Source organism: Actinoallomurus acaciae, assembly GCF_042429965.1.
GTDB classification, from domain to species: domain Bacteria; phylum Actinomycetota; class Actinomycetes; order Streptosporangiales; family Streptosporangiaceae; genus Actinoallomurus; species Actinoallomurus acaciae.
Genome location: NZ_JBHLZP010000001.1, coordinates 58,553 through 75,575 on the forward strand (window position 1 = coordinate 58,553; position 17,023 = coordinate 75,575).

Annotated in this window: 20 protein-coding genes, 1 tRNA gene and 2 pseudogenes; 13 read left to right on the forward strand and 10 right to left on the reverse strand. The window is 69.2% G+C overall.

What is annotated here, in order from left to right; all coding sequences use genetic code 11:
- Positions 1–217 precede the first annotated feature (217 nt).
- Positions 218–856 carry a uracil phosphoribosyltransferase gene (upp, locus tag ACFFNX_RS00315; RefSeq protein ID WP_378193189.1) on the reverse strand — a complete coding sequence of 213 codons (639 nt, stop codon included), beginning with the start codon at positions 854–856 and terminating at the stop codon, positions 218–220.
- Positions 857–919: 63 nt separating this feature from the next.
- On the opposite strand from upp, the gene ACFFNX_RS00320 reads away from it, so the two are divergent.
- The 5 genes from ACFFNX_RS00320 (at position 920) to ACFFNX_RS00340 (ending at position 2,710) form a co-directional block, all read left to right on the forward strand.
- The gene (locus tag ACFFNX_RS00320; protein ID WP_378193192.1) at positions 920–1,078 is read left to right on the forward strand and encodes a hypothetical protein; all 159 of its coding nucleotides are present in this window, start codon (positions 920–922) and stop codon (positions 1,076–1,078) included.
- Between the two features lie 94 nt (positions 1,079–1,172).
- Positions 1,173–1,649 (forward strand): tRNA adenosine deaminase-associated protein, encoded by a 477-nt coding sequence (locus ACFFNX_RS00325; protein WP_378193195.1) that lies wholly within the window; start codon positions 1,173–1,175, stop codon positions 1,647–1,649.
- 27 nt (positions 1,650–1,676) lie between these two features.
- Positions 1,677–2,129: a tRNA adenosine deaminase-associated protein gene (locus ACFFNX_RS00330; protein WP_378193198.1), complete on the forward strand. Its 453-nt coding sequence runs from the start codon at positions 1,677–1,679 to the stop codon at positions 2,127–2,129.
- A 6-nt stretch (positions 2,130–2,135) separates the two neighbouring features.
- Complete coding sequence (gene tadA / locus ACFFNX_RS00335; RefSeq protein WP_378193201.1) at positions 2,136–2,591, forward strand: tRNA adenosine(34) deaminase TadA; 456 nt, start codon at positions 2,136–2,138, stop codon at positions 2,589–2,591.
- A 32-nt stretch (positions 2,592–2,623) separates the two neighbouring features.
- Positions 2,624–2,710 (forward strand) — tRNA-Ser (locus ACFFNX_RS00340).
- A 241-nt stretch (positions 2,711–2,951) separates the two neighbouring features.
- On the opposite strand, the gene ACFFNX_RS00345 is transcribed toward ACFFNX_RS00340, so the two are convergent.
- The gene (locus ACFFNX_RS00345) at positions 2,952–3,533 is read right to left on the reverse strand and encodes a hypothetical protein (protein WP_378193204.1); all 582 of its coding nucleotides are present in this window, start codon (positions 3,531–3,533) and stop codon (positions 2,952–2,954) included.
- A gap of 629 nt (positions 3,534–4,162) precedes the next feature.
- Between ACFFNX_RS00345 and ACFFNX_RS00350 the strand changes: the two genes are divergently transcribed.
- Positions 4,163–5,257, forward strand: a complete 1,095-nt coding sequence (locus ACFFNX_RS00350; protein WP_378193207.1) for an alpha/beta hydrolase — start codon at positions 4,163–4,165, stop codon at positions 5,255–5,257.
- Here ACFFNX_RS00350 and ACFFNX_RS00355 read toward each other — a convergent pair.
- The 6 genes from ACFFNX_RS00355 to ACFFNX_RS00380 form a co-directional block, all read right to left on the reverse strand.
- A complete protein-coding gene (locus ACFFNX_RS00355) occupies positions 5,232–5,576 on the reverse strand; it encodes a type II toxin-antitoxin system VapB family antitoxin (RefSeq protein ID WP_378193210.1) in 345 nt (114 codons plus the stop codon). The genes ACFFNX_RS00350 and ACFFNX_RS00355 overlap by 26 nt on opposite strands.
- Positions 5,577–5,732: 156 nt before the next feature.
- A complete protein-coding gene (locus ACFFNX_RS00360; protein ID WP_378193213.1) occupies positions 5,733–5,927 on the reverse strand; it encodes a hypothetical protein in 195 nt (64 codons plus the stop codon).
- Between the two features lie 184 nt (positions 5,928–6,111).
- Positions 6,112–6,222 carry a DUF397 domain-containing protein gene (locus ACFFNX_RS00365; RefSeq protein WP_378193216.1) on the reverse strand — a complete coding sequence of 37 codons (111 nt, stop codon included), beginning with the start codon at positions 6,220–6,222 and terminating at the stop codon, positions 6,112–6,114.
- Between the two features lie 13 nt (positions 6,223–6,235).
- Positions 6,236–7,078, reverse strand: a complete 843-nt coding sequence (locus ACFFNX_RS00370) for a helix-turn-helix domain-containing protein (protein WP_378193219.1) — start codon at positions 7,076–7,078, stop codon at positions 6,236–6,238.
- A 288-nt stretch (positions 7,079–7,366) separates the two neighbouring features.
- Positions 7,367–8,128, reverse strand: a complete 762-nt coding sequence (locus ACFFNX_RS00375; RefSeq protein WP_378193222.1) for a GNAT family N-acetyltransferase — start codon at positions 8,126–8,128, stop codon at positions 7,367–7,369.
- A gap of 44 nt (positions 8,129–8,172) precedes the next feature.
- Entirely contained in the window at positions 8,173–8,634 is a 462-nt protein-coding gene (locus ACFFNX_RS00380; protein ID WP_378193225.1) for a nuclear transport factor 2 family protein, read from the reverse strand.
- A 168-nt stretch (positions 8,635–8,802) separates the two neighbouring features.
- On the opposite strand from ACFFNX_RS00380, the gene ACFFNX_RS00385 reads away from it, so the two are divergent.
- Positions 8,803–9,399: a hypothetical protein gene (locus ACFFNX_RS00385; protein WP_378193228.1), complete on the forward strand. Its 597-nt coding sequence runs from the start codon at positions 8,803–8,805 to the stop codon at positions 9,397–9,399.
- Between the two features lie 12 nt (positions 9,400–9,411).
- Positions 9,412–9,798: a VOC family protein gene (locus tag ACFFNX_RS00390; RefSeq protein ID WP_378193231.1), complete on the forward strand. Its 387-nt coding sequence runs from the start codon at positions 9,412–9,414 to the stop codon at positions 9,796–9,798.
- On the opposite strand, the gene ACFFNX_RS00395 is transcribed toward ACFFNX_RS00390, so the two are convergent.
- Together ACFFNX_RS00395 and ACFFNX_RS00400 are read right to left on the reverse strand one after the other, a co-directional pair.
- Positions 9,788–10,417: an LppP/LprE family lipoprotein gene (locus ACFFNX_RS00395; RefSeq protein ID WP_378193234.1), complete on the reverse strand. Its 630-nt coding sequence runs from the start codon at positions 10,415–10,417 to the stop codon at positions 9,788–9,790. The two genes, ACFFNX_RS00390 and ACFFNX_RS00395, sit on opposite strands and share 11 nt — an antisense overlap.
- A gap of 106 nt (positions 10,418–10,523) precedes the next feature.
- Positions 10,524–11,426 (reverse strand): LysR family transcriptional regulator, encoded by a 903-nt coding sequence (locus ACFFNX_RS00400; protein WP_378193237.1) that lies wholly within the window; start codon positions 11,424–11,426, stop codon positions 10,524–10,526.
- A 162-nt stretch (positions 11,427–11,588) separates the two neighbouring features.
- Between ACFFNX_RS00400 and ACFFNX_RS00405 the strand changes: the two genes are divergently transcribed.
- The 5 genes and pseudogenes from ACFFNX_RS00405 to ACFFNX_RS00425 form a co-directional block, all read left to right on the forward strand.
- Positions 11,589–12,524, forward strand: a complete 936-nt coding sequence (locus ACFFNX_RS00405) for a zinc-binding dehydrogenase (RefSeq protein WP_378193240.1) — start codon at positions 11,589–11,591, stop codon at positions 12,522–12,524.
- 59 nt (positions 12,525–12,583) lie between these two features.
- Complete coding sequence (locus ACFFNX_RS00410; protein ID WP_378193242.1) at positions 12,584–13,741, forward strand: DUF2332 domain-containing protein; 1,158 nt, start codon at positions 12,584–12,586, stop codon at positions 13,739–13,741.
- A 194-nt stretch (positions 13,742–13,935) separates the two neighbouring features.
- Positions 13,936–14,310 carry a hypothetical protein gene (locus ACFFNX_RS00415; protein ID WP_378193245.1) on the forward strand — a complete coding sequence of 125 codons (375 nt, stop codon included), beginning with the start codon at positions 13,936–13,938 and terminating at the stop codon, positions 14,308–14,310.
- A 31-nt stretch (positions 14,311–14,341) separates the two neighbouring features.
- Positions 14,342–15,031, forward strand: a pseudogene (locus tag ACFFNX_RS00420) (caspase family protein); the annotation flags it as partial.
- A gap of 117 nt (positions 15,032–15,148) precedes the next feature.
- Positions 15,149–17,023 (forward strand): annotated as a pseudogene (locus ACFFNX_RS00425) (AAA domain-containing protein); the annotation flags it as partial.

Consider the following 17,023-nt stretch of genomic DNA (forward strand, 5'->3'; position numbering starts at 1 on the left):
CAAGCCGGTCGCGGAGGCGTCACGGAGTGTCACGAAATTGGCCTGAACCGGCCGCGCGGGGCGGACCGTTCCAACGACCGGCTCGGAGGCGGGCGAGAGGGTGCGGGGCGGGCGGAAAGCCCCTGGACGTGGCCTTGACCGGCCATGGGAACGGGCGGGACAACCCACCCGGGCGGATGAGCGTCCATCCGCCCCCGGACGGTGTCCTCCCCGGCGGTCAGACGACGCCGTACAGGCGGTCACCCGCGTCGCCGAGGCCGGGCACGATGAAGCCGGACTCGTTGAGGTGGGAGTCGATCGCGGCCGTCACGATGCGCACCGGCACCGTACGGCCCGCCAAGGACTCCTCCATGTGCGCGATGCCCTCCGGCGCCGCCAGGAGGCAGATCGCGGTGACGTCGTCCGCGCCGCGGTTCAAGAGCAGTTGGACGGCCGCCGCCAGCGTGCCGCCGGTCGCCAGCATGGGGTCCAGCACGTAGCACTGGCGGCCCGAAAGATCGTCCGGCAGGCGCGTCGCGTACGTCGTGGCCTTCAGCGTGCCCTCGTCGCGGACCATGCCCAGGAAGCCCACCTCGGCCGTCGGCAGCAGCCGGGTCATGCCGTCCAGCATGCCGAGGCCCGCGCGCAGGATCGGGACCACGAGCGGCTGCGGGCGGGTCAGACGCACCCCCTCGGCCGGTCCGACCGGTGTGTTCACTGTCACATCCGCGACGCGTACGTCACGGGTCGCCTCGTACGCGAGGAGCGTCACGAGCTCGTCGGCCAGGCGGCGAAATGTCGGGGAGTCTGTCGTCTCGTCGCGAAGAGTCGTGAGCTTGTGGGCGACAAGGGGGTGATCGGCCACCAGGGTTCTCATATCGGATCACGGTAGCCGAATGGATACCTGAGCATGGGGAACGTACCTCGCATGGACGATCGCATGAGTCCTGAGGAGGCAAGGGATCGGCTTCGCCGCCGGGCGGTGTTCCTGCGAGAGCTGGCGGAGGCGCGCGAACTCCGCAAGCGCGTCATGCCCCGGCGATGGCGCCAGGAGCGCACCCGGGCCGCGCTTCGCATGCGTACGTTCCGCGCCAACTAGAGGCGTTGATGCCCCCGGGTTTCCCCGTGCCGTGAGTACGGCAGCCCCACATCTGCCAAGATGCCCGAGCAGGACGCGCGGCGGTGGGGTGAAGATGACGGAACTGGACACGGCGGACTTCGCTGTCGTGGTCTCCCGAGAAGACGACGCCTGGGAAGTCGAACAGCTTCCCATCGCGTTGACCGAGGACCTGGCAGGGCTGATCCACGCCCTCCGGCAACAGCCCAGCATGGCGGGCACGATCGGGCTGGCCGCGATCGGCGACGACTTCTTCGTCGCACTGCGGGTGCTGGCGGACGAGGTGATGGTCTACCTGTCCGACGTCACGGCCTCCCTCGACTGGCCGCTCGCGGGACAGGTCGTGGAGTACCTCGAACTCGACATCCCCGACGACGAGGACATCGACCAGGTGCTCCCGGCCGGCGACATGTCGATCTTCGCGGATCTCGGCCTGGACGAGATGGAGCTCGGAGCGCTCTCCGGCGACCTCGATCTCTACCCCGACGAGATGCTCTCCAGCATCGCCGCACGCCTCGGATTCGGAGCCGCTTTCGAGCGCGCGATCGAATAACCGCCGTCTTTTGGAGACAATGAAGGCGTGCCGTACTTCTCCGTGGCCTTCGCACGCAGCGACGCCGGATGGATCGGGACCGAGACCGACCTCACCGAGGTCGCCGGTGTCGACGACATCACCGACATCATGCGCGAGACCGCCGTCGAAACGGCGGGCGACACGGTCCTCCTCCTCATCGAGGAAGAGGACGAATGGTTCGCCGTCGTGCGCCTCGACGACGGCGAGGACCCCCGCGTCTTCCTCTCCGACCCCAGGGCGACCCTCGGCAGCGACCTCGCACGCATGCTCCACGAGCAGATCGGCGACGTCGAAGAGACGCCCACCGACGACCCCGTCGGCGACGCCGGTCTCCTGTCCGACCTTGGCACCGCCCCCGCCGCACTGACCGAGTTGGGCGAACGCACGCTCCCCGGCGACGCACTCTCGGACATCGCCGAGCGGGCCGGATTCGCCGAGGAATACGACCGCCTCCGGTAGCCGCCGATGCGCGAGCCGGACATGCGCGACGCGATGCGCCTCGCCCTGCGCGAAGCACGCATGGCCGCCGGCGACGTGCCGATCGGCGCCGTGGTCCTCGACGCCTCCGGCCGTCTCGCCGGCTCCGGCCGCAACGAACGCGAACGCACCGGCGACCCGACCGCCCACGCGGAGATCATCGCGCTCCGCCGGGCGGCGGCACGCCTCGGTGAGTGGCGGCTCACCGGCTGCACCCTGGTGGTCACCCTCGAACCCTGCACGATGTGCGCCGGCGCCGCGGTGCTCGCCCGCGTCGACCGCATCGTGTACGGCGCCATCGACCCCAAGGCCGGCGCGGTGGGCTCGCTCTGGGACGTCGTACGCGACCGGCGGCTCAACCACCGCCCCGAAGTCGTCGCCGGCGTCCTCGCGGAGGAGTGCGGGGCCCTCCTGACCGAATTCTTCGCCCGGCGACGGGACTGAGGAGGCCGTCGCTTCCGGTAGGCTCCCCTCTTGGTGGAGTCGCCTAGTGGCCGAGGGCGCACGCCTCGAAAGCGTGTGATGGGGCAACTCATCCGTGGGTTCAAATCCCACCTCCACCGCGGTCTCGGGCCTACCTGCTTGCCGCTTTGGGCGGCTTCGCCGGTGGGCCCGCTCCTTTCTCCCGGGGGCCGAGCCCCCGGAGCCCCCGCGATCGGTGGTTGCGGTCGGACGGACGGGGGTGCTGTCTCCTCGCTTGTCTCGCCTCGGGCTTTCTCGTTGCGCCTGCCGTATCAGTGCACCATTTCCCGTGGTTGCCCTATGTGATGGGCGCGCATCGTCGCCGTCGACGGGTGGGTGTGATCATGGCGGATCGTCTTCATCGTCTGGTGTGCGGTTGTGGAGCGTCGTTCTGAGGGTCTCTTCGCGGTGTTCGGTCTGGGCGTGCAGCCAATCTCGCCACGACGGGCTGGGGTGGCGCTCCCTCACCATGAGTTGGTAGGGCGTTAGGTCGTTGACGTCTTTTGCCACGGTGTAGCCGGCCGCTGACAGGATCTCGGCGATCGCGTCCTGCATCGCGCCCTTGGCCCTGCCTGCGAACCGGATGGCAGGGTCGCTTGCCTGACCGCCGGCGCTGAGGGCGTCCAGGGCGGCGGAGCTCAACACGAAGTGCACTCTCCACTCGACGAAGACACCGCCTCCGCTCTCATCGTCGAGGGAGTCGACGTACACATGCGCCCCGGCGCCGACCGCCGGGTTGCCGTCCTGCGGTACCAGGGGCAGTCCGGCAGCAGCCAACTCGTCCCTCACGGCCGCGGCGAGTACGGTACGGCGAGCCATGACCTCGGCATCGGCAGGCGCTGGCGTCCATGTCACATCGGCATGATCGATGACGCGGCGGCGCGGAGACAAGGTCCGTTCCAGCCAACTCGTGAAACACGCCATAGCCCGCCGTCTTCAGGTGCAGGTTCCGCGGGTGCGTTCGCCCACTCGCGGGCAAGACCGGCCGACGGGAAGCACTCCCCGCCGGGAAGGCACTCCCTGTCCGAGGGGGACTCCCTGTCCGAGGGGGACTCCCCGCCCGCAAGAGACTCCCCGCCCGCAAGAGACTCCCCGCCCGCCACGGGGGCTCCAGCCCACTTCCATTGTCAAGGGCTCGAATGCTCCAGCGGAAGACCGCGACTTGGCTGTGGATAACCACGCAGGGTTCGTGCCGGAGGCAGCGGAAGGGACCAGGCGGGTTCTGCCGGAGGCGGCAGAAGACCGGCAGCGGGCTCCGTCCGCCCCATGCCACCCGAGCGCCGCAACGTCCCCTAACGCACCGGGAGAGCGCAGTTCCGCCACCCACCACAGGCTTCGTGACCGGCCGGGCGCAACGTGATTGTCGGGCTTTGGTGACGTAAACGCGACAACGCGATTACTCTCGGTAAAGAAAGTTTGACGATCGGAATGGGCTCGTTGGGGATCTAACCCGCTCTTGCGGACGTCATCCTGACCAGAGCGGTACGGTGCGCGGGTCAGGTGACCTGGCCCTTCGTCCGGTGTGGTCCGGATTGTCGGCCGGAGGAGGATCGATGTTTGGTCCGCAGGGCTTTGCCGTCTTCGCCGTGCTCCTGGTGTTGTTCGCGGCTGCGCTGTTCTGGCTCACCCGGGTTCGGCATCTGGCGCTCAAGGTCGTGGCCGGTGCGCTCGCGTTTCCGCCGGCGATGGTGTTCGGTGTCGCGCTGGTCAACGACTTCTACGGCTACTACGACAGCTGGGACGACGCTTGGCGTGACCTCACCAACCAGGCGCCGGCGAGTGTGGCGCGGGTGCCCGACCTGGACGGTCGGCTCGACCAGGTCCTGCGCGAGGCCGTACGCAAGCGGCAGGCGCGCAAGAACGGCTTCGCGATGGAGACCACGCTGCCCGGGCCCCAGAGCCGGGTCAGCCGCCAGGGCGTGGTCTACCTCCCGCCGCAGTACTTCCAGAAGCCGTACACCACCGAGCGTTTCCCCGTCGTCGAGCTGATCCACGGCTCCCCGGGCACCCCGGGAGACTACGAGGGGCGGCTGAAGATCTCGGGCATGCTCCGCAAGCTGATCAGCCAGCACAAGGCCAAGCCGGTCGTCCTGGTCATCCCGGATGCCGACGGCGGCCTCGACCGGTCCACCCAGTGTCTGAACACCGTCCATGGAGAGCAGGACGAGACCTACCTCGCGACGGACGTCCCGGATGACGTCGCCGGGCGGCTGCGGGTGCAGCGTCCCGGGCCGGCGTGGGGCATCGCGGGGTTCTCCGAAGGAGGGTTCTGCGCGGCCAACCTCGCGCTGCGCCATCCCGACCGGTACGGCGCGGCCGCGGCGCTGAGCGGCTACTTCGAGCCGCTGCGCACCAACCGGCTGCCGCAGGCGGTGGACCCGTTCGCCGGGGACCGGTCGCTGCGCGCCGCGAACTCTCCGTTGAAGATCCTGGCCCGCGCGGTGCCGCCGACGCCGCTGCCGCGGTTCTGGGTGATGTCGGGCAACGCCGCGCAGAGCGACATGGTGCAGGCACGGGCGTTCATGGACCTGGTGAAGCAGTACCAGCCGCAGGCGCCGTTCCTGGTGATCAAGGGGGGCCAGCACAACTACGTCGCGTGGCGGGCGGCGTTCCCGAAGATGTTCACGTGGGTGACGGCCCAGATCTAGGTCCTGGCGGGGGCGCGACGTCGACCACATCCAGGTCGAGGACCCGTGCGTGCAGGATGACGCGCTGTTGCAGGGCGGCACGCAGCGCCCGGTGGAGGCCGTCTTCGAGGTAGAGCTGCCCACGCCACTGCACGACGTGGGGGAACAGGTCGCCGTAGAACGTGGAGTCCTCGGCGAGCAGCGAGTTGAGATCGAGCCCGGCTTTCGTGGTGATCAATTGATCGAGGCGCACCTGACGCGGCGGAACATTCGCCCAGTCACGTGAACTGAGGTTGTGCTCCGGGTAAGGACGTCCCTCGCCCACGGCCTTGAAGATCACGTCAAGCAGTTTAGGCGGCGATGCCGGTGATCACGCCACTTGTTGCGGTCCTGGTCTGCATCACTTTTCGCCGATAAGCCGTTGTGTGGCATACGAATCACAGGGGCCGGCGTCCGTACGGACACCGGCCCGCGTTGATGATCTTTTCGGCCGTTGTCAGCGTCGTCTGGATCGCCATGCGTGGCTGCGGCCCCGCCAGTCGTAGCGGGCTCCGAAACCGGCCAGGTGGAGCGCGATCAGCAGGAATCCGAGTGTGTCGAGGGTCTGGTAGTTGAAGAAGTCAGAGCCGGTGCCGAGCCAGTCGCAGAGCAGAGCGACGGCGAAGCAGATGGCGGCGACTATGGCGAGCATCTTTTTCCTCCACAGGGTCGAACGTCTCCCCCGAGATGCACCAGAGATCTCCGCTAGAAAAGTGATCAAACACCCGTCAGGCAACAGAATGGACACGGAGCCGCCCAGCGAGGCCGGGGGACCACAGCCCCCGGTACGAGAGAAGGCCCCCAGGAACCTGCCTGGGAGCCTTGTCACGCCGGGGTCAGGACGGTGCGAGTTCCCGGCCGGAGGCGACGGCGACCTCGACGCAGTTGCCGTCACCTCCCTGGCTGTGGGTGCTCGTACGCCACTCGAGGCTGGGCTGGTCGGGCACAGGCGCTACCTCTTCAGGATCTTTCGGTCAATCGACGCAGATAGGCGATCGACTCCTCCGGTCCGAGCGCCGCGGCGCTCAGGTGCTCGAAGACTCGGCGGCGTTCTTCTACCTGGTCCGACCCCTCCAGATAGACGCTGCTCGGCGAGATCTCGCGGTAGATGAGGCTGGGATCCTGGTCATAGTCCAAGATTACGAACGACCCCGACAGGCCTGGATGGAAGCCGACGGTCACCGGCAGGATCTGGATATCGATGTGCTCGAGCGGGCCGGTGTCAATCAGTCGCTGGAGCTGTTCGCGCTTGGTCTCCTCCGAGCCGAACGGCCGGTTCACCGCGCTCTCGTCGATGATCGCCCACAGTCGCGGCGGGTTGTCGAACGTCAGCAGCTTCTGCCGTCGCATCCGCAACTCGACCAGGCGGTCGATCTCCTTCTCGTCGCGCAGCAGCCACCCGCGCTGCAGTGCCCGCGCGTACGCCGGCGTCTGAAGCAGGCCCGGGATGACCGACAGCTCGAACGTGCTGATCTTCCGGGCCTCGCTCTCGAACTCCGTGTAGGTGTCCGACAGCGGCCCGTACGCCGCCCACCAGCCGCGCTGGCGTGCCTCGCGGGTCAGGTCGAGCAGCGCCTCGCGCTTGGTCTCCTCGGTCAGGCCGTACAGGTCGAGCATCGCCCGAATGTCGGTCACGCGCGGGCGTACGGCCTGGGCGCGTTCGAGCTTGTTGACCTTTCCGGCGGCCCATTCGAGCTGCCGGGTCGCCTCATCGGCGGTGAGTCCGGCGGCTTCGCGGAGGCGGCGAAGCTCCCGGGCGAGACGTCGTCGCCGGACCGTCGGGCTGCGTCGTGTGTCCTCCATGGGAGGGGGTCCTTTCCCGGGGGAGGAAGATCTTTCTCACTGATAGTAATGCATTAATCACGGAGACGGACAATAGGTGTCGCCGCGTCGCGTCAGGACGGTCCGGCGTACGGCGCCGCGCCGGCAGGGCGAGCACGGCATCAGCGCGGCAGCCGTCCGGCCATGATCGCCTCGGGCGCCAGGTAGAGGGCTCGGCCGCCACCGATCCACCCCGGCGCCGTACCGCCGGCGTTCACGACAGGGACGAACCGCCCGCGATCCCGCAAACCCGCAGACGGGTTTCTTCGTTCACCGGCCCGGATGGGTGAACGGGGTCGTCGTGGCGAGTTCGGTGAAGCCCAGGCGGCGCAGGATCGGGCGGCTGGCCGCGGTCGCGTCCACCTGGAGGTAGCGGTATCCCGCCTGCCGCGCGAGCGCGGCGCGGTACGCGACCAGGGAGCGGAACACGCCCCGGCCGCGCCAGGCCGGCAGGGTGCCGCCGCCCCACAGCCCGGCGAACTCCGTACCGGGCTGGAACTCCACACGCGCGGCCGAGACCGGCGTCTCACCGGCCCAGGCGATCACGGCCGCCGCCATGCCGTCCTCCAGCGCGGCCGCCAGCGGACCACTCGGGTGACGGCCGCCGAAGACCTCGTCGTGCACCGCGATGAGGGCGTCGAGGTCGCGCCGGTCGTCGACGGCGCGCAGTTCGACGCCGGCCGGCGGGCGCGCCTGGAGATCCAGGTCGGCGATCGCCCCGACGAGCAGCGTCTCGTCCTCCTCCGGGGTCAGGCCCGCGGCGACGAGACGTTCTCGAAGGTCGTCCGGCTGGTCGTAGGAGTAGTGCTTCCACTCCCAGGGCCGGCCGACCTCGGCGAACCGCCGGATCTGTGCCTGGATCCGGGCGTCGGCGTTGGCGGAGGTGAGAGCGGCCCACTCGACGCCGTTCCAGCCGTCGCCCGCCGACACCGTACGGATGACGTCGCCGTCGTCCTCGACGTGTCCGTCAACGGGCCGTGGCCGGCGTCGTACCTGCTCATTGAAGGCGGCCAGCAGCGTTCCGGGATTCATGCGGCCCACCCGACCATCCACGCGGCCGGGCGGCAAACGATTTGTCACCGGATCGGGAACGGGATGCCGTACTCGCTCTTCGGGCGCGGGCCGAAGATGCGGCGGTCGCCCTCCTCGATCCGCACGTCGTTGATGCTGGCCTCCCGGCGGCACATCAGGCCGTTCTCGCTGAACTCCCACAGCTCGTTGCCGTAGCTGCGCCACCACCGGCCGTCGGCGTCGTGGCACTCGTACTGAAACCGCACCGCGATCCGGTTGCCGTCGAACGCCCACAGCTCCTTGCGCAGCGCGTAGTCCAGCTCACGCCGCCACTTGGCGGTGAGGAACTCCTCGATCGCCTCACGCCCCTCCAAGAAGGCGTCCCGGTTACGCCAGACCGAGTCCTCGGTGTAGGCGAGGGCCACTTTGGCCGGGTCCCGGGTGTTCCAGGCGTCTTCGGCGGCCTGGACCTTTTGCTCCGCGCTCTGTTTGGTGAACGGCGGGAACGGAGGACGGCTGTTGTTCATCGCGGATCCCTCCCTGGGTGCACCTGACCAGCATCCCCAACGTGACTCGAGAGGGCGGCGTGAGGGTGGCCGTACGCCTCGCGCCGGTGAGATCGCTCTTGCGGGGGAGACGAAGAATCGCCTGCGTCGGCGATGTCCGGATGACGCGCGGAGACGAGGCTTGCCGGCATGAACGCACGCGTTGCCTTTCTCGCCGCTCCGGTCCTGCTCACCGCCTACGGGCTGATCCGTCTGGCCGACGGGTGGGACGGAGAACGGGGCCCCGGACCGGCCTGGACCACCGGGCACCTCGCCTTCCTCGGGGCCCTGGTGCTGTTCGTGCCCGTGCTGCTGACGCTGCGGCGGCTGGCCGGTGGCGGGCGCCTCGCCACGGCCACCACCGCGATCGGCCTCACCGGCGCGGGCCTGGCCATGGCGCAGATCACCATCGACATCGTCGTCGGCCTGCGAGCCGGCGACCACGCCGCGATGGGACCGATGTTCGATCGGGTGCGCCAGGTGCCGGGAGTCGCCCTGGCCGTGTACGACGCCGGTCCGCCGCTGTTCTACGTCGGCCTGCTGGTCGCGGTCGCCCACCTGGCGGCGCGGAGGGCCGCCCCGGTGTGGGTGCCGTTCGCGGTCCTGCTGGCGACTCTGGCCTCGGCCGTGGACCTGGACCTGGTGCCCGTGGGCGGGCTGTTGATGCTCGTGGCGTTCGTGCCGCTCATCCGTTCCGGGTCGACCCGTGTGAGGGTGGCCCGTACGCCGCCGTCCACCGCCAGATGATGAACTGGCCGGATGCGAATCGATCGGCTCGACCATCTGGTGCTGACCGTCGCCGACATGGAGGCGACGGTCGGGTTCTACGTACGCGTGCTGGGCATGGAGGAGGTCACCTTCGGCGAGGGACGACGGGCGCTCGCGTTCGGGCGCAGCAAGATCAACCTGCACCCGGCGGGCCGTGAGTACGAGCCCAAGGCCGCCCGCCCGACACCGGGTAGCGCCGACCTGTGCCTGATCACCGATACGCCGATCGACCGGGTGGTCGCGGAACTGGCCGAGCACGGTGTGCCGATCGAGGAGGGACCGGTGGCGCGCACCGGCGCCACCGGGCCGATCCTCAGCGTCTACCTGCGCGACCCCGACGACAACCTCATCGAGATCAGCACGTACGTCAGGGGTTGAGCTTCACCCGGACCTGGCTGCCGTACGTGGGCCGGGTGCCACCGGACGGGACGAACCCGTCGTTGTCCTGCCAGACGTACGTGACGTCGACCGGAGGCAGCGAGGCGCAGCAGGCGGGGTCCTGCGCGGCGTAGTGCACGTAGGTGACGGTGAAGTACCCGTTGCCTCCGGCGACCTTCGTGATGGACATGGCCTCGGTCTCGGCGTCCCAGCCGAGGAAGCGGTTTCCCTGCCAGAAGAAGACGAGTTGGCCCTTGCCGTCGGCGGACGGGGTGCGCTGTCCGATCACGGCCGTGAGGGTGCCGCCGTTCCGGTCCGACGCGGTCGCCGGCGAGCCGACAGGCGCGAAGTGCGTCGTCGGATCCTCCGCCTCGACCGTACGGGTCATGGCGCTCTGGATGGTGGCCTGATCGGGAGCGCCGGACGCGGGCGCCGAGCCGGGAGCGGCCGGGACCGTGGCCACCGCGTTCGGCGAGGCCGCAGAGGCCTTCGGCGACGGCGAGGACGCGCTCGACGCCGTGTCGGACGACTTGCAACCGGTGAGGGCCACGCCGGCGATCAGCGCGGTCGCCACCGGCACGAACGCCCGTGGACGGGGGGTCCGGTCTGCTGTGAACAAGCCTGCTACCTCGTCTCTGAACGCGCCGTCCAACGGCGTCTACTTCCAGCAGCCGAATGCTCGCAGGCTGTATCCGCGCTACGCCGATACTTCAAAAAAAGACGATCTATGGCCGGCTCGGCTCGCACAGGCACCGGAAGCACGCGTCGACGAAGACGCGGATGGCCTGCCGGTCGTCATTCGTGCGCCAGGCGACCGCGAGTTCGCCGGCCGAAAGCCCTGCGACGGGACGGCAGACCACGTCGTCGCGCCGGTAGATCTCCGCATTGCCCGCCGCCAGCAGCGCGACGCCCAGGCCGGAGGCGACGGCTTCGAAGGTCTCCTCTGCCGTCTCGGCCTCGGTGGCGATTCTCGGCGCGGTCTGTCGCTCGTCGGCGGCCAGCCAGAACCGCCGTGCCGGGCCCGCGGCGGCGGGCAGGGCGATGAACGCCTCGTCGGCGAGGTCGGTGAGTGTGACGGCGTGACGTCCGGCGAGGCGATGGTTCGCGGGCAGCGCCACCCAGCGCTCCTCGGTCGCGACCACACGCCAGGAGAGCCGCCCGGTGTCCGGCAGCGGCAACCACGCGATCGCGACGTCGACATCGGATCCATCGAGTCCCACGCCGGCATCTCCCCAGGGGACCTGGCGGAAGGCCAGCTTCCACCCGGGCAGCAGCTCCGCCATCCTCGCGGTGACGCCGGGGATGAGCCCGCGGCCGATCCGGGTCTGGAACCCGACCCGCAGCGTCGTGTCCCGCGTCGTCGCGGCCTCGGCCACGGCGCGGCGGGCCTCGTCCCACTGGGCGAGCAGCGGCCGGGCCTGGGCCAGCAGGACCTCGCCCGCCGTCGTCAGCCGCACCGTGCGACGGTCGCGCTCGAACAGCGTGGCGCGCATCGAGGTCTCCAACCGGCGGATCTGCCGGCTCAGCGCGGGCTGGGAGATGAAGAGCCGCTCAGTCGCGGCCTTGGTGAAGCTGAGCTCTTCCGCCACGGCGACGAAGTACCGAAGGTCGCGAAGGTGCGGGTCCATAGCCAAAAGGTATTACAGCGGGTCTTGGACGGGTACGCGTGCTGCGCCACAGGATGGGGTGATCAGTCCGCCGCGTCACGGCGGACGCCATCGCACTCCTCGAACGGCACGCCGACCTGGCGTGCTGACCTGGCGTGCTGACCATATTCCGGAAGGATCGCCATGCGTGCTCTGGTGCACGACGTCGACGCGCCCCGTGGGCTTCGCCTCGCGGAGGTCGCCGAGCCGGTCCCCGGCGACTCGCAGGTCGTCGTCGAGGTCCACACGATCTCGCTCAACTTCGGGGAACTCGCCTACATGGCCGAGCGGCGCCGGCCCGGTGACATCCCGGGCTGCGACGCGGCGGGCGTCGTCGTACGGGCCGCGGCCGACGGCTCCGGGCCTCCGCCCGGCACCCGGGTCACGACCTTCGGCTGGCAGGGCGGCTGGGCCGAACGTCGCGTGGCGGAGACCGCCGACCTCGCCGTCGTGCCCGACACCGTGGACCTCGGCGCCGCGGCCGCTCTTCCGGCCGCGGGAGTCACCGCGCTTCAGGCCGTACGCGGGCTCGGCTCCGTCCTCGGCCGCCGGGTGCTCGTCACCGGAGCCTCGGGCGGCGTGGGCCGCTTCGCCGTACAACTGGCGGCCCGCGCGGGCGCCGAGGTCGTCGCCGCGGTGGGCGACCCCGTCCGCGGGCAGAAGTTGCTCGAACTCGGCGCGGCGGAGGTCGTCACCCGCTTGGCGGACGTCGGCGAACCCCTCTTCGGTGTGCTCGACAACGTGGGCGGCGCCCTCCTCGCCGAGGCCTTCGGCCTCCTCGGACCCGGCGGCGTCGCCCTCAGCATCGGACGGGCCTCCGGGGAGGCGACCACGGTCGACTTCGAGAACGAGCGCCTCAAGGGCGGCGGCCGGCGACTGGAACCCTTCGTCGTACGCACACCGTTCGACGCCGATCTCACCTACCTCGTCGGCCTGCTGAGCAGGGACCTGCTCGACCCGCAGATCGGCTGGCGCGGCCCGTGGCAACGGGCCCCGGAGGCGGCGGAGGCGCTGTTCGCCCGGCGGATACTCGGCAAGGCCGTACTGGACGTGGCGGGCGAGGGCCCGCCGGACCGGTGAGGCCGGATCCTCCGCACCCGCCGGTGACGTCCGAACCGGCACAGCGGTAGGTTCGGACGGTGGCAGAGGGACCGGGTTTCCAGGTGGAGCGACTCCGGCGCCTGTTCCGGTTCTTCGCGGCCACGCAGTGCCGTGGCCGCTCCCCGGTGTACGAGGCACTGAGCGAGGGCGTCGCCGGCAACGACGACCTGCTGAACCTGCTGATGTCCACCCCCGGCGACCAGCGGCGGCCCAGCCTGCTGTTCGCGGCGGTGAACCTGCTCCTGGCATCGAACCCGGGCTCGGCGCTGGCCGGTTACTACCCGATCCACGGCGGTCGACGGGCGGTCGACGACCGGCTCATGCCGGCCTTCGCCGCGTTCTGCGCCGAGCACCGCGACGAACTCGGCCGGCTCCTGCGCACCAGGTCCACCCAGACCAACGAGATCCGCCGATGCGTGGCTCTCCGCCTCGGCCTCGATCACGTGCACCGGCACTGGCGGGGCCCGGTCGCCCTGGTCGAGGTGGGTGCCAGCGCGGGCTTGAACCTGCTCCTGGACCGCTACCGCTACCGCATCGGCGGCCAGGAGACATCCTCTGAAGACACCGCGCCGGTGACGATCACCTGTGAGGTACGCGGCGGCACCCCGGCAGGGCGTTTCCTCGGACCGATCCCGGAGATCACCTGCCGGCGGGGAATCGACCAGCACCCGGTCGACCTGACCGACCCCGAGGCCCGTGCCTGGCTGGAGGCGTTCATCTGGCCCGAGCACACCGGTGACCTCGCCGTCCTGCAAGGCGCCATCGACCTCGCTGTCTCCACCGCGAACGTGGACGTGGTCCCTGGCGACGCGACGACCGACACCGCCCGGCTGCTCGGGGAACTGCCGGGAAGCGAGCCCATCGTCGTCTTCACCGCCTCCCTGCTCAGCTACCTCACCGCCGACGCCAGAGCGGCCTTCGCCGCCCAACTCCAGCAGGCCGCCGCCCACCGTCCGGTGGCATGGGTCTTCGCGGAAGGCCCTGGCCTCGTCGCGACCGCTGAGGATCTGATCGCCCTGGAGGGCCCTTTGGCCCGGCGCAACTCCCTTTATCTGGTCGGCGCCAGCCTGCGCGACTCCGAACGCCGCGAGGCCGCCCTCCTCGCCCTCGCCGACCCGTACCTGCGCTGGCTCGCCCCGGCCCGAAACGAGACCGACGACTTCCAGTGGCTACCGACGAGCACAGACCCCGACTGAGCACGGCGCCGGCGACATGCTCTGGGCGGCTCTAATGAAATGGCCCTTGACCGAATTATATGCAGTCCAAAAGTCGCCATCCCGTCTGATGGAGTGCCGAGAACGGGAAGTATGCCTACGCTTGACACCCTTGTTCGATATCAAGGGCTGGGGGCGACGTGGGGGAAGAAAAGAATGGACAACACCGGATCGTCATGGTGGACGACGACCGGCTGCGAGCTCGCAGGGAAGCACGCGAGCTGCTCGGCGAGATCGCTGTGCTCGACCCCGAGGCCGCGCTCGACGTACGTCGGCACGGTGTCGTCGGCGATACAGACAAGGGCGGGTTGTCGGCGGACACCGTCGGACTCCTGATCAGCGCAGGCTCTCTGATCGCTTCCGCCGTCCAGATCTGGCTGGCGAGGGTACCGCAGCGGACCATCATCGCCACCCGATCCGACGGTGCCTCGCTGCGTATCAGCGGCCGGGAGGCCCGAGAGGACGCGGAGAAGATCGCGCGGTTCCTCGCCGGTGAGACGCCAGAGTCAGGCGAACGGAGTAGCAAGGACGACGGCGCGGCGACGAACTGATTCCTCGATGAACGACAACGACCGTTACGCCATGCTCATCGGCGTATCGACTTACGGCAACGAGGCCTACCCTGATCTTCCGTCCGTCCGCGCGGACCTGCATTACATGCAGGCGGTGCTGGAGAATACCGAGATCGGGATGTACAACGACTGCGCGATGGTGGCCGAGCCAACCCGCGCGGAGATGCTGCACGCCATTGAGACATTCCTCGAAGATCGTCAGCCGAGTGAGATGGCTCTTCTGTATTTCAGTGGCCATGGTGAGTTCTGCGAGGCCGACAACCAGCTCTATTTTCTGACCCGGGACACCGACCCGCGTGATCTGCCCGGTACGGCGGTGCCGGCCGAGTTCCTGGAACGAATGCTTCAGGGGTGCCGGGCCGCTTCGAAGATCGTGCTGTTGGACTGCTGCTCCAGTGGCTCTGTGGTGCAGGGATGGACGGCCAAGGGTGCGTCGAAAGCGGATGACGACGCCGCGCCCGCCAGCACGCTCTTGAGGCCGACCGGCGTGTACTTCATCACCGCCTCCGACGCCCTGCAAGCCGCATCGGCGATGGCTTCGCCCGGTTCCTCCCTGGGCACGTCGAGGTTCACCGGTGAGATCGTGGAAGGCCTTCGCACAGGGCGCATCAAAGAAAGCGGCTGGATCACGCCGGATGATCTCTTCGACTATCTCACCACGCAGATGGCCCGGAATGGGATCCCGGAGGAGCAACGGCCCACCAAGTCCACGATCCGCGCCACCAGAACTCTGCCTTTCGCGCGGTCGGTGGCCCGGTCCGTCGCGCTCCCGACGCTGTCAGGGGAGGCGGTCGAAGCGGCGCAGCGGTCGCCTCTCATGCTCAAGGCGAAAGAACTCGCCTCTCTGAGCGATCGGGACGAGATCGACTGGCAGCGACTGCTGCGGTACTACGTCCACTGCCTAGGCGCCCAGGCGGGAGCGGGCATGATGCCCGACCGGCAGAGCGGCCGTGACACCTCATACTTCCTGCTCGGCGGCGGTCCGGAGGAGATTCAGTCCGGTCTCGCTTCCTCATTCCGGGCGCCGGCGGCCCTGAGCCCGGCCGCGGGATCCGAGACGGGCGACACGCACCGGGAGTTCTGGTACGGCTACCCGGCGATCACGCTTCCCGTCCATAGGGGGAACGGTCGGCAACGGGTTCAGATGCGGGTGGCGCCGCTGCTGATCCAGCAGATGGAACTCGCCCCAGACGAGGACGGCCGCGAAACGCTGTGGCCGAGCGGAGTGCCTTCGCTGCACACCGGATTGGTCACGGAACTGCTCTCGGAGGAAGAAGCCGCCGACCTCATCTCGCGATGGCAGCCCAACTGGCAGGAGGGCAACGCAAACCAGATGCTCCGCGCCGTTCGGGAACTCCTGGCCGAGCTTTCACTGCCGGAACTGGAGCCGTTCGACCCGTCCGCGCTGAGCGATCGTTCCGTGACGCAGACACTGCGGCGAGGCGCACATAACGCGGCGGTGCTCCTCGTGCCTTCGGGCGTGGACAAGCTCGCGACCCAGGCACTGACGGAGAACCTGTGGGAGATGTCATCCAGGACCGCCCAGATTCCGGGTACGGCCCTGGACGCGTTGCTGAACCGCGGGGACGTCGCAGGACCGGCCGCCTCTCCGGTCGTGGTCGCCCCTGGACCATGTAACGAAAGTCAGGAACACGTCATTGCCTCGGCCATGACGCGGCCGCTGACCGTGGCCACCGGACCACCTGGAACCGGCAAGAGCGAGGTCGTTACGTCAGTCGTCGCCACGTGCGTCGCGTCCGGACAGACGGTGCTGGTCGCCTCCACGAACAACGAGGCGGTCAACGTCGTGGCCGAGCGTTGCCAGGACATCGCACCGGGCTTGCTGATGCGGACGGGCAACGCCCAGGCCCGGGAGCGGGAGGCGACGAAGCTGGAGGAGCTGTTGAGCGGGCCCCCGCAACAGCCACGGCGGAGCGCGGCGACCGCAGCCGGTGATCTGCGGAACGAGCATGCCCGGGCGGCCGTGTACCGGGAAGAGGCGGCCCACCAGGTCCTCGAGGAGGAGCACCTGCTTGGCCTTCTGCGGGGGCGCGGGCGACAGGCCATGGAGCTGGGCTTGTCTCCGGCGCTGCTCTCTGAGACCTGGCGCGGTGACGATGCCGCTCTACGGCGATGGGAAAACCGAGCCCGGAAGGCTTTGAGAGCACGCTGGTTCGGATCGTGGCGCAGAGGCCGCGTCATGTCGGCCTTCGCGGACGCGGTGGACGTCGCGGTGTTGCCGCGCTGGGTGCCTGAACGGCCGGTGGCCATCGATCGTCTCAAGGCTCTGTCCGATGCGATGACCGTCGAGCGAGAGGTGCGGGAACTCGCACCGCGAAACCTCGCGCGCGATGAGGAGGCTCTGAAGCAGGCACGCCTGAGCTCCGCCGCCGGCCTGGCACAGCTGTCGGCAGAGGTGGCACAGGCGATCTCTGCCGAGCACCTGCTTCGGGCGCGGTCCCTGATGAGTCAGCGGTTGCAGGCGCTGCGGCGGCGCTCAGGATTTCAGAAGAGCCAGAAGAACCTGATGGAGCACATCAAGGGATGGGCGATCAGCACCCATTCGGTGCGCCAACTGGAACTCAAACCGAAGCTCTTCGACCTCGTCATCATCGACGAGGCCAGCCAGTGCTCGATCCCCTCGGTGTTGCCCCTGCTCTTCCGTAGCCGCCGCGCCCTCATCATCGGTGAC

What these genes read in the sequence shown, in the direction of transcription:
- upp (WP_378193189.1), bottom strand. Translation starts at nt 856, where the DNA reads ATGAGAACCCTGGTGGCCGATCACCCCCTTGTCGCCCACAAGCTCACG.
- ACFFNX_RS00320 (WP_378193192.1), top strand. Translation starts at nt 920, where the DNA reads ATGAGTCCTGAGGAGGCAAGGGATCGGCTTCGCCGCCGGGCGGTGTTC.
- ACFFNX_RS00325 (WP_378193195.1), top strand. Translation starts at nt 1,173, where the DNA reads ATGACGGAACTGGACACGGCGGACTTCGCTGTCGTGGTCTCCCGAGAA.
- tadA (WP_378193201.1), top strand. Translation starts at nt 2,136, where the DNA reads ATGCGCGAGCCGGACATGCGCGACGCGATGCGCCTCGCCCTGCGCGAA.
- ACFFNX_RS00345 (WP_378193204.1), bottom strand. Translation starts at nt 3,533, where the DNA reads ATGGCGTGTTTCACGAGTTGGCTGGAACGGACCTTGTCTCCGCGCCGC.
- ACFFNX_RS00350 (WP_378193207.1), top strand. Translation starts at nt 4,163, where the DNA reads ATGTTTGGTCCGCAGGGCTTTGCCGTCTTCGCCGTGCTCCTGGTGTTG.
- ACFFNX_RS00360 (WP_378193213.1), bottom strand. Translation starts at nt 5,927, where the DNA reads ATGCTCGCCATAGTCGCCGCCATCTGCTTCGCCGTCGCTCTGCTCTGC.
- ACFFNX_RS00370 (WP_378193219.1), bottom strand. Translation starts at nt 7,078, where the DNA reads ATGGAGGACACACGACGCAGCCCGACGGTCCGGCGACGACGTCTCGCC.
- ACFFNX_RS00375 (WP_378193222.1), bottom strand. Translation starts at nt 8,128, where the DNA reads ATGAATCCCGGAACGCTGCTGGCCGCCTTCAATGAGCAGGTACGACGC.
- ACFFNX_RS00380 (WP_378193225.1), bottom strand. Translation starts at nt 8,634, where the DNA reads ATGAACAACAGCCGTCCTCCGTTCCCGCCGTTCACCAAACAGAGCGCG.
- ACFFNX_RS00385 (WP_378193228.1), top strand. Translation starts at nt 8,803, where the DNA reads ATGAACGCACGCGTTGCCTTTCTCGCCGCTCCGGTCCTGCTCACCGCC.
- ACFFNX_RS00390 (WP_378193231.1), top strand. Translation starts at nt 9,412, where the DNA reads ATGCGAATCGATCGGCTCGACCATCTGGTGCTGACCGTCGCCGACATG.
- ACFFNX_RS00400 (WP_378193237.1), bottom strand. Translation starts at nt 11,426, where the DNA reads ATGGACCCGCACCTTCGCGACCTTCGGTACTTCGTCGCCGTGGCGGAA.
- ACFFNX_RS00405 (WP_378193240.1), top strand. Translation starts at nt 11,589, where the DNA reads ATGCGTGCTCTGGTGCACGACGTCGACGCGCCCCGTGGGCTTCGCCTC.
- ACFFNX_RS00415 (WP_378193245.1), top strand. Translation starts at nt 13,936, where the DNA reads ATGGTGGACGACGACCGGCTGCGAGCTCGCAGGGAAGCACGCGAGCTG.